This window comes from Flavobacterium sp. GNP002 (genome assembly GCF_054343795.1).
Genome location: NZ_JBTGUW010000001.1, coordinates 1,067,783 through 1,081,513, shown reverse-complemented (window position 1 = coordinate 1,081,513; position 13,731 = coordinate 1,067,783). Strand labels below are relative to the sequence as shown.

At 35.4% G+C, this 13,731-nt stretch carries 9 protein-coding genes; 7 read left to right on the top strand and 2 right to left on the bottom strand.

Translation table 11 applies throughout. The features are described from left to right. The first annotated feature begins 35 nt into the window (after positions 1–35). The 3 genes from ACXX80_RS04830 to ACXX80_RS04820 all read left to right on the top strand — a co-directional run bounded on the left by ACXX80_RS04830 (position 36) and on the right by ACXX80_RS04820 (position 4,536). A complete protein-coding gene (locus ACXX80_RS04830; RefSeq protein WP_458552244.1) occupies positions 36–896 on the top strand; it encodes an MBL fold metallo-hydrolase in 861 nt (286 codons plus the stop codon). Positions 897–971: 75 nt separating this feature from the next. Next, the gene (locus ACXX80_RS04825) at positions 972–2,600 is read left to right on the top strand and encodes a S8 family peptidase (protein ID WP_458552243.1); all 1,629 of its coding nucleotides are present in this window, start codon (positions 972–974) and stop codon (positions 2,598–2,600) included. Positions 2,601–2,661: 61 nt separating this feature from the next. Continuing rightward, on the top strand, positions 2,662–4,536 hold the full coding sequence (locus ACXX80_RS04820; RefSeq protein ID WP_458552242.1) for a M1 family metallopeptidase: 1,875 nt from the start codon (positions 2,662–2,664) through the stop codon (positions 4,534–4,536). Between the two features lie 92 nt (positions 4,537–4,628). Here the strand turns inward: ACXX80_RS04820 and ACXX80_RS04815 are convergent, their stop codons facing one another. Beyond that, positions 4,629–5,834 (bottom strand): NAD(P)/FAD-dependent oxidoreductase, encoded by a 1,206-nt coding sequence (locus tag ACXX80_RS04815; RefSeq protein WP_458552241.1) that lies wholly within the window; start codon positions 5,832–5,834, stop codon positions 4,629–4,631. Between the two features lie 379 nt (positions 5,835–6,213). Here ACXX80_RS04815 and ACXX80_RS04810 point away from each other — a divergent pair, with 379 nt between their 5' ends. Both ACXX80_RS04810 and ACXX80_RS04805 read left to right on the top strand, forming a co-directional pair. Then, positions 6,214–7,524, top strand: a complete 1,311-nt coding sequence (locus tag ACXX80_RS04810) for a hypothetical protein (protein ID WP_458552240.1) — start codon at positions 6,214–6,216, stop codon at positions 7,522–7,524. A 12-nt stretch (positions 7,525–7,536) separates the two neighbouring features. Then, positions 7,537–8,346, top strand: a complete 810-nt coding sequence (locus tag ACXX80_RS04805) for a hypothetical protein (protein WP_458552239.1) — start codon at positions 7,537–7,539, stop codon at positions 8,344–8,346. 166 nt (positions 8,347–8,512) lie between these two features. On the opposite strand, the gene ACXX80_RS04800 is transcribed toward ACXX80_RS04805, so the two are convergent. Then, complete coding sequence (locus ACXX80_RS04800) at positions 8,513–9,451, bottom strand: L-threonine 3-dehydrogenase (RefSeq protein ID WP_458552238.1); 939 nt, start codon at positions 9,449–9,451, stop codon at positions 8,513–8,515. A 313-nt stretch (positions 9,452–9,764) separates the two neighbouring features. Here ACXX80_RS04800 and ACXX80_RS04795 point away from each other — a divergent pair, with 313 nt between their 5' ends. Next, positions 9,765–10,370, top strand: a complete 606-nt coding sequence (locus tag ACXX80_RS04795; RefSeq protein WP_458552237.1) for a hypothetical protein — start codon at positions 9,765–9,767, stop codon at positions 10,368–10,370. After that, positions 10,363–13,731, top strand: a complete 3,369-nt coding sequence (gene mfd / locus ACXX80_RS04790; protein ID WP_458552236.1) for a transcription-repair coupling factor — start codon at positions 10,363–10,365, stop codon at positions 13,729–13,731. The genes ACXX80_RS04795 and mfd overlap by 8 nt, the downstream gene beginning before the upstream one ends.

The following is a 13,731-nucleotide window of genomic DNA, read 5'->3' as shown; positions in this document are numbered from 1 at the left end:
CTTAACTTTGTTTCCTCTCGAAAAAAAGAAAAATCATGAAATTATATCCCATAGAAACAGGCAATTTTAAATTGGATGGTGGCGCAATGTTTGGCGTGGTGCCAAAAACCATTTGGAACAAAACCAATCCTGCCGATGAAAATAACCTGATTGATATTGCGGCGCGCTGTTTATTGATTGAAGATGGCAACCGATTAATTTTGATTGATACCGGAATGGGAAACAAGCAATCTGAGAAGTTTTTCGGGTATTACTCGCTTTGGGGAATACATTCCATGGATAAATCGTTGGCTAAATATGGTTTTCATCGCGATGATATTACCGATGTTTTTATGACGCATTTGCATTTTGACCATTGTGGTGGAAGCGTACAATGGAACGCTGACAAAACAGGATACGAACCTGCGTTTAAAAACGCTAAATTCTGGTCTAACGAAAATCATTGGGAATGGGCGACAAAGCCAAATCCAAGAGAGAAAGCATCGTTTTTGTCGGAAAATATTTTGCCGATGCAGGAAAGCGGGCAGCTGAATTTTATCCAAAGACCCGAAGGAGATTTTTTAGAAAAATCGGAATTGGGTTTTGGCATTTTCTTTGCTGATGGACATACCGAAAAGCAAATGATTCCGCACATTCAATACAAGGACAAAACAATAGTTTTTTGTGCTGATTTATTGGCAACAGCCGGACATATTCCAATTCCGTATGTAATGGGATATGATACCAGACCTTTATTGACAATGCCAGAAAAAGAAAAATTCATGAATGCTGCGGCAGATAATAATTATTATTTGTTCTTGGAACATGATGCACATAATGAAATAATAACCGTACAGAAAACCGAAAAAGGCGTTCGCTTGGCAGAAGTTTTTACTTGCGAACAAATCTTAACATAGTGTTAATCATAACGCCTTTTGTAACAAAAAAAATTATTTTAGACAAATATTTAAAAATCAACAAAAACATTTTCAATGAATACCATTAAACCCATTTACATTTCTGCTTTTGCACTTTTAGCATTAGTGGGATGTGGCGCTTCAAAACAAGTTTCAAATACGTCTAAGGCTGAACTAGTTGCCATAAGTGCACCTTTAAATATTAAAAAAAAGGCACCAATTGCTGAAAATGACTTGAAAAGATGGAGTCATCTAGATATTGTCACGGATACCATTCCTGGTATGAGTGTTGACAAGGCGTATGCTGAATTATTGAAAGGTAAAACAGGCGTTCCAGTTATTGTTGGAATTGTAGATTCTGGTGTGGATATCGAACACGAAGATCTGAAATCGGTACTTTGGACTAATAAGAAAGAAATTGCCGGAAACGGAATTGACGATGACAAAAACGGATTTATCGATGATATTCACGGATGGAATTTTCTTGGAGACAGCACCAAAGAAAACTTGGAATACGAAAGAATCATTAAAGACAAAACTTTAGTAGATGATGCTACTTATCAAGAGGCGAAAGCATTGAATGATAAAAAAGTGGCTGAAGCTGCTGCAGGGAAAACGCGTTCAGAGCAAATGTTAGAAAGTATTACTGCAGGTGATGCTGTACTAGTAAAACATTTCGGAAAACCAGTTTATACAGTCGAAGAGGTAAATGCAATTGTTTCACAAGAACCGGAAATACAAAAAAGTAAAGCGGCTATGCAACAAATGCTTTCTTATGGATTGCCATTAGCGGATTTAAAAGTTGCTGTTCAAAAACAATTAGACGATCAGGTTGCACTTATAAATGGCGACAATCTGAAAACAGATTACCGTAAAGTGGTAGGAGATAATCCAAATGATATAACCGATACTAAATACGGAAACAATAATGTGATGGGACCAGACAAGAACGAAATTCTTCATGGAACGCACGTTGCCGGAATTGTTGCTCAAAGCAGAAACAACGTATTAGGTGGGGATGGTGTTGCAAACAACGTTCAGATTCTTACCGTTCGTGCAGTGCCAGATGGTGATGAGTACGATAAAGATATTGCACTTGGAATTCGTTACGCTGTTGATAATGGTGCCAAAGTAATCAACGGAAGTTTTGGAAAAAGCTTCTCTCCACACAAGCAATGGGTTTATGATGCTATAAAATATGCTGAGAAAAAAGATGTATTAATCGTTCACGCAGCGGGTAATGACGCTAAGGATATTGACTATGCAGAAAATTTCCCTAATGATTCTGAAGATAAAGTGAAGGAGTTTGCTGACAATTTAATCACAATTGGTGCTTTGAATTTTGAATACGGAAATAAAGTTGTGGCTCGTTTTTCTAACATTGGAAAAATTAATGTTGACGTATTTGCTCCTGGAGTAAAAATCTACGCAACAACTCCAAACAATACTTATAAATATTTACAAGGAACTTCAATGGCTGCGCCAAATGCTGCTGGAGTTGCCGCATTAATTCGTTCATATTATCCAAAATTATCTGCTAAACAAGTGAAGCATATTTTGATGGATTCAGGAATTGCAATTTCAACAGATGTTATTGTTGGTGGAAAAGCAAATGATACGCGTTCTTTTACTACTCTTTCTAAATCAGGAAAAATAGTAAATGCATACAACGCTTTACTGATGGCAGAAAAAATGTCTAAATAATATTTAAACAATTCATTATATGGAAGGACAATTTGTCCTTCCATTTTTATTTAAATCACATATGAAAAAACTACTTTTATTCTCTTTTGTCACTTTGAGTTTCGGAACTGTTTTTGCCCAAAACACTTCATATTGGCAACAGCATGTCGATTACAAAATGGATGTTTCCATGGATGTAAAAACATACCAATACAAAGGAAAACAGGAATTGGTTTACACCAATAATTCTCCTGATACTTTGAGAAAAGTATATTATCACCTATTTAATAATGCTTTTCAGCCCGGAAGCGAAATGGATGCAAGAATCCAAAGCATCAAAGATCCAGACGGAAGAATGGTCGCCAAAGTAAAAGTTGGTGATAAAGAAGTCAAAGAAAGTCGCATTAAAAATTTGAAACCAAATGAAATTGGTTATTTGCGAATTTCTAATTTCAAACAAGACGGAGCAGTTGCTAATGCAAAAGAGATTGGGACTATCCTTGAAGTAACTTTGGCTAAGCCAATTTTACCCAATTCAAAAACTACATTCACATTAGATTTTGACGGTCAGGTTCCTATTCAGATTCGTCGTTCAGGAAGAAATAATGCCGAAGGCGTAGAATTATCAATGGCACAATGGTATCCAAAACTTGCCGAATTTGATTTTGAAGGTTGGCATGCCGATCCGTATATCGCTAGAGAATTTCATGGCGTTTGGGGAAATTTTGACGTAAATATTACTATTGATAAAGATTATGTTTTAGGTGGTACCGGTTATTTACAAAACAAAAACGAAATTGGTCATGGCTACCAAGACCAAGGTGTTGTTGTGTCTGTTCCAAAGAAAACAAAAACATTGACTTGGCATTTTAATGCACCAATGGTTCATGATTTTACTTGGGCAGCTGATAAAAATTACATTCATGATATTGCCAAAGGCCCAAATGGAGTTGATATTCATTTCTTGTACAAAAACAATCCAAAATTTATACAAAACTGGAAAGATCTGCAACCAAAAACGGTTCAGCTGATGGAAATTTACAATAAAACAGTTGGCGATTATCCGTACAAACAATATTCTGTAATTCAAGGTGGTGATGGCGGAATGGAATATGCCATGTGTACGTTGATTTTAGGACAAGGAAGTTTTGAGGGATTATTAGGCGTAACCGCTCACGAAATGGCGCATTCTTGGTTCCAGCATGTGTTGGCTTCCAATGAATCAAAACACGGATGGATGGATGAAGGTTTTACCTCATTCTTAGAAGATTTTGGACTGAATGAAATTGCCGATAAAAAAGTAGAAAACCCATTTACGGGAGCGTATGCTGGATATTTTTCAATGGTAAATTCAGGAAAAGAATTACCACAAGGAACACATGCGGATCGTTTTGACGAAAATAGAGTGTACAGCATTTCTTCATATAGTAAAGGAGAGCTTTTCCTGACACAATTGATGTATTTGATAGGAAAAGAAAATCTGATGAAAACTTTAAAAAAGTATTATAGCGATTTCAAATTCAAACATCCTACACCAAATGATATCAAAAGATCTGCCGAAAGAATTTCCGGTGCAAATTTGGATTGGTATTTGACGGATTGGACACAAACCACAAATACTATTGATTATGCAATCAATGACGTAAAAGAAAATGCAGATAAAACAATGGTTACTTTAGGAAGAATAGGCAGAATGCCAATGCCAATTGATTTATTAGTGGAGTACACAGATGGTACAACAGAAAGTTTTTACATTCCATTGCGAATGATGAGTTTCGAAAAAGAGAATCCAAATCCTGCTATAAAAAGAACAGTTTTGAATGATTGGGCTTGGGCGTATCCAACGTTTGAATTCAACATTGCTAAATCGAAAGCTTCCATCAAGAAAATAACTATTGATCCAAGTGGATTAATGGCCGATCTGAAAAAGGAAAATAACACCTATGAGATAAAGTAATTTTGAAAAGCCTGAAATGAAGATGCCCCAAAAAGTTAAACACTATTTGGGGCATTTTTTATGCAGTTTAATGAAATATGGGAGCTAGGAAATTACCTTCGAAATTTAAAATATTCTGATAAAGGATGTTTCTTGTTTTTCAACATTTCAGAAACGAGTTCCATTCCAATAACTGAAAATGTGATGCCGTTTCCGCCAAAGCCCAAAACAAAATAAGCGCTTTGAAAATTGGGATGTTTACCAATGTAAGGTAGGCCGTCTTTGGTCTCGCCAAAAGTACCTGCCCAAACAAAATCCATTCTGAAATCATAATCAGGTAAAATTTTCTTCAGATATTTAGTCAACTTATCAGACTTGTCGTTGAGTAGTGAATCTCTTTTTGCAGCGTCTACAAAATCTTCGTCTTCTCCGCCAATAAGCAATCGGTTGTCATCTGTGGTTCGCATATACATGTAAGGCTCTGCCGTATTCCAAAATAGCGTGTCGTTAAGATATGATTGGTCATCCTCAAAACGTTCTCCCACAATGGCGTAAGTAGAAAGTAATTTTACAAATTTGTCTTTAATGATTTCGGTACTTTCAAAACCGTTGCAGTAAATTATCTTTTTAGCGGTAATGGTAGTTCCATGTTCTGTTAGAACGGTGACGCCATTTTGTTTGTAAGTAACTTTTTTGATATCGGTTTTATCGAAAACTTGTAACCCTTTTTTATGATTGTACGCTAGAATATCGTGAGCTAACTGGAAAGCATCTATGCTACCGCCTTGTTCCGACAAGATTCCGCCATGAGAATGTTTGATGTGAAATTTTTTATCAATTTCATCGGCTTCGAGCCATTTTACAGGCATTCCGATTTTTTTTCTAGCCTCAAATTCTTTTTTTAACCAAACAACATCTTTTTTTAAAGCAGCAAAATAAAGTGATTCCTTTTTCTCAAATCCACAATCCGATTTTACCTGCTTCACTATTTTTTTCAAATCATCAATCGATTTATAGCATGCCCAGTAACTGTCAACAGCAGCTTTTTCGCCAATTAAATCAATAAGTTGGTGCAGTGGCACGTCAATCTCATACTGTAACATGGATGTCGTAGCTGATGTACTTCCGTGACCTATTTCTCTGCGATCAATCAGAACGGTTTTGTAACCATCTGCCATACATTGATGCGCTATTAGACTGCCGGTTATTCCGCCTCCTACGATTAGAATTTCTGTATCCAAGTTTTCTCTTAAAGAAGGATAGGAGTTAATGATTCCGTTTTTTACCAACCAAAAAGGTTCACTTGATTTTAGTTTCATTGCGCTTAGGTTTTTATCAAATTTAGTTAAAAAAAAATATTTTTAAAAAAATTCGGGTTTCAAAAAACTAGATTTTCACCCTAATTTTTTAAAACCCGAATTCTATGTAAATAAAAACATTATGCTTTTTCGGCACTCAAATGCTCAGACATATCGCTAGTCATTGTTGCTGGGGCAAACTTATGATTCCACTTGCTATCTTGTATTTTTCTGAGTGTAATTTTTTTAGAATATCACCAAAAGTGGGTATTGTAGAATGTGAATTATACCTTATTTTTATAAAATATTAATTAACCAATTATTTTATGAAAACAAACAAACAAACAAACAAACAAACAAACAAACAAATGAAATAAGGCGGAAAATTGTTTTCCTTTTTATGAGTTTTACCCTTTGTCTTATGCAGTCTTGTAGCACAGAGGATATAGCAATTGAACAACAATCGAATATTGAAACCGTTTCAAAAAACGAGGCGATAACCTTCGTTAAAAATCTCTATGATGAACAAAGAACAACAGCTAAAAGTAGTGGTTTGCAAAATGATTTTGACTTCGATAAAATTACCCAAGAAAAACTAACCAATACCACTGAGTTATTGACAGTCATCCCTATAAAAACAAAAGCACAACAGCAGCGCCGTCGTGCTCTTTTTTTGCGGGTAGGATCCCAAATTGAGTCGATGATTTATCATGAATTTGCAGAAAGTTCATCTACAAATGATACTTTTAGTGGTATTGTACTTATGACCCGATTAAATGGTGACTTTATTAGAGCCTATCGTTTAAAAAATAACAAGTATGTTGTTGATTTAATACCTGCAAAAAAAATTAAATCTGGGCAAAAAGCAACTCAACATACAAGTCGTTCTGTGGATGGAAGTCAATTAGATGAGGTGGTAGTATATAACAACTACAAAGATCCAAGCAGTTTTGTTTCATTAAACGAAATGGGTAAAGAGGTACCAATAACAATTAGTTGGAACTCTTTGGGCAGTGGTGGTGACCCTGACCCTGACGACGATGAAGAATTAGAGTTTAAAATTAATTCTGATGAGTTAAACGGAAAAGCTAAATGTATAAATGATCTTTTAAACAAAAAAGACACTTCGTATGTCAAAACGTTATTGTCTAATTTTGAAGGAGAATCAGAATTTGATATTAAAATTGTTTCACAAGACGTTATAATTTCCGCAAAAAACAATAAGGAAATCAACGGTCAAACCGCTCCTCCTGTTGATAAAATAATTGTAATTACAATTAGTACTTCAATGGCAAATTTAAATCCTAATTTAGTAGTTGCTAGAACAATTCTACACGAGTACATTCATGCTGATATCTACAGGAAGATTCCAGTATTATATAATTCACTGGGTGTTCCTGATTTTTTAAAGACATATAATACTTATAACGAACAATATCATCACAATAACATGGCGGTATTGTATCTCACAAATATGAAAGAGGCGCTAAAAGAATTTCACAAAATGCAGTTGCCTAATGACTATAATGCATACATAAATTATTATGGGGAAGAGCCTAATGATGCATTTTATGAAGCTTTAGCTTGGGTTGGTCTAAAAGATAACAATGTTGACGCTTGGGTTAAATTATCAGAGGCAAAAAAAGAGGAGATTAACAACATGGGAAGTAGGATAGATAAGCTTGGCAAGATCAGTCCGTGTACAAATTAAAACTTGAAAAAAATGAAACAGCTCATGATCATATCGCTTAGTATATTATTTAGCTATATCTCAATAAACGCGCAGGAAAAGACAAAAGATACATTGTATTTTAGCATTGATAAATACTATACCATCTCCCCAACCATTATACCCAACTTGTCCAACCAAAAATACTCAGAATGGACTACAGCGACCAACGAGCAAATAAAACACACTGATACTAATGGCTACATTTATTTCGTAGGCAATGGCTATTTAACAACCGGTCTTCGCCCCAAAAAAATACTCTCTATGAAAGAGTATATCGAAAACCGAAAGTTTTATTATGATGGCAGACACAATAATTTGGTTGACAATTACAAGCTCCAAGATTCATTATTTAATAAATATGTAATATACTTTGTTAATGATAATGAGTTTATACAACCCAGATATTTAGAATATAAGTCCTATTATCCACGACGTAATAAAAAAGGAGACTGGATTGCAAATCCAAACGAAAAAAAGGATACTTTATATTTCAATTTAGACAATGAGTATGTATACCCTTCAAAATACAATAAAACTGCTTTTTTAATTCAAGACTGCATTTCGTTGGGTGGCGGAACATTTTATTTTGAACAGAAGCAAACAATAAAAGATATTAAACCTCTAACTATCCTTGATCTTAAAAAATATATTCGATCATCAATTTTTTATGACTCTAGAAAACAATTATTATCTAGTTATCCTTTAATGCATTTTTTGAGTAATTATGTATTGTTCTTTGTTACTAAAAAAGAGAATGATTGTGATTATATTCAAGTGCAACCAATGTACGTGATTGAATAGGAATACAACAACAGCAACTAATTCTAATTCAATTAAGCTAATAATTAGCTACAATCAATCGGAAAACGAATACTAAGAGCTAAAAGCACCATTAATTAAAGAAAAAAAATGAATGAAAAAAAGCCGCAAAACATCAATTTTGCGGCATTTTTTATATTCAATAGATCTATTTCAAATGCTCTAGCATGTCTTTTGTCATTGATTCCAAATCAAATTCATGTTTCCAGTTCCAGTCTTTTCTGGCTTCAGCGTCATCAATACTTGCTGGCCAGCTGTCGGCTATTTTTTGACGGAAGTCAGGCTCATAAGTGATGGTAAATTCAGGAATGTGTTTCTTGATTTCGGCAGCAATCTCCGTTGGCGTAAAGCTCATTGCAGCTAAGTTGTACGAAGAGTGAATTTTTATTTGGTCAGCCGGCGCTTGCATAATTTGAATGGTCGCAGCAATGGCATCGTCCATATACATCATCGGCATTTTAGTTTCTGAGGATAAAAAACATTCGTATGTTTTATCGGAAAGTGCTTTGTGAAAAATATCCACTGCATAATCCGTAGTTCCTCCACCAGGAGGCGATGACCAACTGATTAAACCCGGATAACGGATGCTTCTTACATCTACACCAAAAATATTATGGTAATACTCGCACCATCTTTCTCCTGCTTGTTTACTGATTCCGTAGACCGTAGACGGTTCCATGATTGTGTATTGTGGCGTGTTTTCTTTAGGAGTTGTTGGTCCAAAAACGGCAATACTCGAGGGCCAGAATATTTTTTTTATTTTTCCGGCTTTCGCCAAATTCAAAACGTGAAACAACGAATTCATATTTAAGTCCCAAGCAAATGCAGGGTTTTTTTCGGCTGTTGCCGATAACAATGCAGCCATCAAATACACTTCGTCAATTTGGTGTACTTCGACCAAATGTTCAATTTGATTAAAATCCAAAGCGTTCACGACTTCAAATGGACCAGAATTCACCACATCAATATTTAGCTTTCGTATATCCGAAGCGATTACATTTTCGGTTCCGTGTATTTTTCGCAACTTTTGGGTAAGCTCCGTTCCTATTTGGCCGCAAGCGCCAATAATCAATATTTTTGTACTCATTTTTGTCTGTTTTGAAAAACAAAGATAACGTTTTCGTAAATAACACAATTTTGATAAAAAAAGGTATAAATTTCTTAAAAAAGTATCTAAAAAGGAGTTTTATTTCTTAATTTATGACTTTTTAAACAAAAAAATAGCTTCAGGAATATTAGATTGTTATTCCAATACTGGAATTCATTATTGTAAATTTACTTTGTAACTTTGTACCTAAATTAATGGAAATTTTTAAAGGGTCATAATTGCTTCTTTTTTAAAAAAATTACAACTGTATTTGAATTACTTTCATCCATTAAAAAATGATAAATTGACGCACATGAAATATAAAATAGCCGTTTTCTTCTCTCTGGTTTTTGTTTTGTTCTCTTGTAAAGATGACAATCAAAAACGAATTGCTGAAAACAAAAAAGAGATACAAAAAAAAGAAGTGATATTAGCAAACATACAGAAAGGTTGGGTTTTATATGATGAGCCAGTAACCGAAGCGGGTGAAAAAAGCATTGCATCTTGGAACGAATGGCGTATGTTTTTAGCTGAATTAGCGCAAAAACCTAAAAAAAGTATTGGAGCTTTTCAGCAAAAATCAACAGCGCTTTCGAAAAAAGTGATGGCTTTGAACGACAATATTCCTTATAATTACAACAAACCTCAAATAAAAAGCAGGATTTCCACGTTGATTACTAAAGTTAGATTGCTGGATTTATTCATTCATTTGGATAATATTCCTGATAAAAAAGTGACGTTGTTAGTGTCAGAAATCAACAAAGAATTGGTATCACTACAAAGACAAATGGACAAAATTGTGGAGAAAAGTAAAATTCCGCTTGAGGAAGGAGAATCTGATTTATTGAAAATGATGGACACTACAAGAGCTATTCCTAACACACCAGTCATCGACCCAAATCTACCACGCGTTGAGTAAAACAGCCTTATACAATACCTACGATAATTCCCCTAAAACCCAGCAAATTGTTGCTCGTTTATTAGAGAATAACCAAGTCAAAATGCACCTTTCGGGACTTTTGGGTTCCGCACTTTCATTTGTAATTCGGTCTGTTTTCAAGAAATCCGAACTTCCTTTTTTAGTTGTTTTAAACAATAAAGAAGAAGCGGCGTATTATTTGAACGATTTGGAACAAATGATTGGGGAGCAAGATGTGCTATTTTATCCCGGTTCATTTCGTCGCCCGTACGAAATCGAAGATACGGACAACGCGAATGTTTTGCTTCGCGCCGAGGTGTTAAACCGAATCAATTCCCGCAAGAAACCGGCCATTATTGTTACCTATCCCGAAGCGCTTTTCGAGAAAGTGGTGACCCGAAAAGAATTGGACAAAAACACGCTCAAAGTTGCTGTTGGCGACAAGATTTCTATTGATTTTATTAATGAAGTTTTGTTCGAATATGAATTCAAAAGAGTCGATTTTATTACGGAACCTGGAGAATTTTCGGTTCGTGGAGGAATTGTCGATGTATTTTCATTTTCGAATGATAATCCGTACCGAATTGAGTTTTTTGGAGATGAAGTCGAGAGCATCCGTACGTTTGATGTTGCGACGCAATTGTCTATTGAAACCCAAAAAAAAATAACGATAATACCAAATGTCGAGAACAAAGTTTTTCAGGAAAACCGAGAAAGTTTCTTGGATTATATTTCGGAGAAAACAGTAATTTTTATTCAGAACACCGAAGATTTTTTATCACAATTAGACAAACAATTTGGCAAAGCTGAGGAAGCTTTCGCAAAATTATCGCAGGAGATAAAACGCTCGTCGCCGGAACAATTGTTTTTGAATCAAGCAGCATTTATAAAAAGAGCGTTGGATTTTTCGATTGTGGAATTGAGTTCAAAACCTATTTTTAGAACCACCAAAAAATTCGAATTTCACATTCAGCCACAACCGTCGTTCAACAAGCAGTTTGATTTGTTATTGAATAATTTGAACGAAAATCATTTCAACGGCTACAAAAATTATTTGTTTTGTTCGAATGATGCCCAAGCCAAACGATTTCATGATATTTTTGAAACATTGGATGAAGCCAATTCTGAGAATATCCGCAAGCAATATCATACCGTTGTTTTGCCTTTGTATCAGGGATTTATTGACGAAGAAAACCAAATAACCTGTTACACTGACCACCAAATTTTTGAACGCTACCACAAATTCAGCATCAAAAACGGCTATTCGAAAAAACAGAATATTACTTTAAAAGAACTCACGACATTATCCGTAGGAGATTATGTGACGCACATCGACCACGGAATCGGACGTTTTGGAGGATTGCAAAAAATACAGGTTGAAGGCAAAACGCAAGAAGCCATCAAGCTCGTTTATGCCGATAATGATATTGTGTATGTGAGTATTCATTCGCTTCACAAAATTTCTAAATATAACGGAAAAGACGGAACACCTCCCAAAATTTACAAATTGGGTTCGAATGCCTGGAAGATTTTAAAACAAAAAACCAAGGCTAGAGTAAAACATATTGCATTCAACCTGATTCAGTTGTATGCCAAAAGAAGACTCGAAAAAGGATTTCAGTTTGCGCCCGACAGTTATTTACAAAACGAATTAGAAAGCTCGTTCATTTATGAAGATACGCCGGACCAAACCAAATCTACGGCAGAGGTAAAAGCCGATATGGAAAGTGATCGCCCAATGGATCGCTTGGTTTGTGGGGATGTAGGTTTCGGGAAAACCGAAGTTGCCATTCGTGCGGCTTTCAAGGCAGTGGATAACAGCAAACAAGTTGCGATTTTGGTTCCTACGACTATTTTGGCCTACCAACATTATAGAACTTTTACAGAACGATTGAAAGATATGCCCGTTTCTGTGGGTTATTTAAACCGTTTTAGAACCGCCAAACAAAAAGCGGAAACACTAAAACAATTGGCCGAAGGAAAACTCGATATTGTTATTGGAACACATCAATTGGTTAACAAAAATGTGGTTTTCAAAGATCTGGGATTGTTGATTGTGGATGAGGAGCAAAAATTTGGGGTGAACGTAAAAGACAAACTCAAAACCATTGCTGCGAATGTCGATACGTTAACTTTAACTGCAACGCCAATCCCGCGAACATTGCAGTTTTCACTAATGGCTGCGCGGGATTTATCCGTGATTACAACGCCTCCGCCCAATCGTTATCCTATTGAGACGAATGTAGTTGGTTTTAGTGAAGAATTGATTCGGGATGCGATTTCGTATGAAATCCAGCGTAACGGACAGGTTTTCTTTATCAATAATCGAATAGAAAACATCAAGGAAGTAGCCGGAATGATTCAGCGTTTGGTTCCAAATGCCAGAGTTGGAATTGGTCACGGTCAGATGGATGGAAAAAAACTCGAGGAATTGATGTTGGCTTTCATGAATGGAGAATTTGATGTTTTAGTGGCAACAACCATTATCGAAAGCGGATTAGACGTTCCTAATGCAAATACGATTTTTATCAATAATGCAAATAATTTCGGATTGTCTGATTTACATCAAATGCGTGGTAGAGTAGGGCGTAGCAACAAGAAAGCATTCTGTTATTTTATTTGTCCGCCATATTCTGCGATGACCGATGACGCCAGAAAGAGAATTCAAGCATTGGAACAATTCAGCGAATTGGGTAGCGGATTTAATATTGCGATGAAAGATTTAGAGATTCGTGGTGCAGGAGATTTATTAGGCGGTGAGCAAAGTGGTTTCATCAACGAAATTGGTTTTGACACCTACCAAAAAATCATGAATGAAGCAATTGACGAATTGAAAGAAAATGAATTCAAGGATTTATATCCGGAGGAAAACAATTTGGAAACCAAAGAATACGTCAAAGACCTCCAAATCGATACTGATTTTGAGTTGTTGTTTTCTGATGAGTATATCAATAATGTTTCGGAACGATTGAGTTTGTACAATGAATTGGGCGCAGTCAAAAATGAAGAAGAATTGATTGTTTTCCAAAATAAATTGATTGACCGTTTTGGTCCAATGCCTCCTCGTGCCAAAGCGTTGATGAATAGTATTCGAATCAAATGGATTGCAACCCGAATTGGAATCGAAAAATTAGTGATGAAACAAGGCAAGATGATTGGTTATTTCATTTCGGATCAACAATCCGATTATTACCAATCGAATCGTTTTCATAAAGTACTGCAATTTGTGCAAAAACATCCTAATTTATGCAAAATGAAAGAAAAACAGACCCCGGCTGGATTACGACTTTTGTTGACTTTTGACAATGTAAAAAATACCAGAACAGCTTTGGAATTGATGGAGTTGTTGGGTGGGGAATAA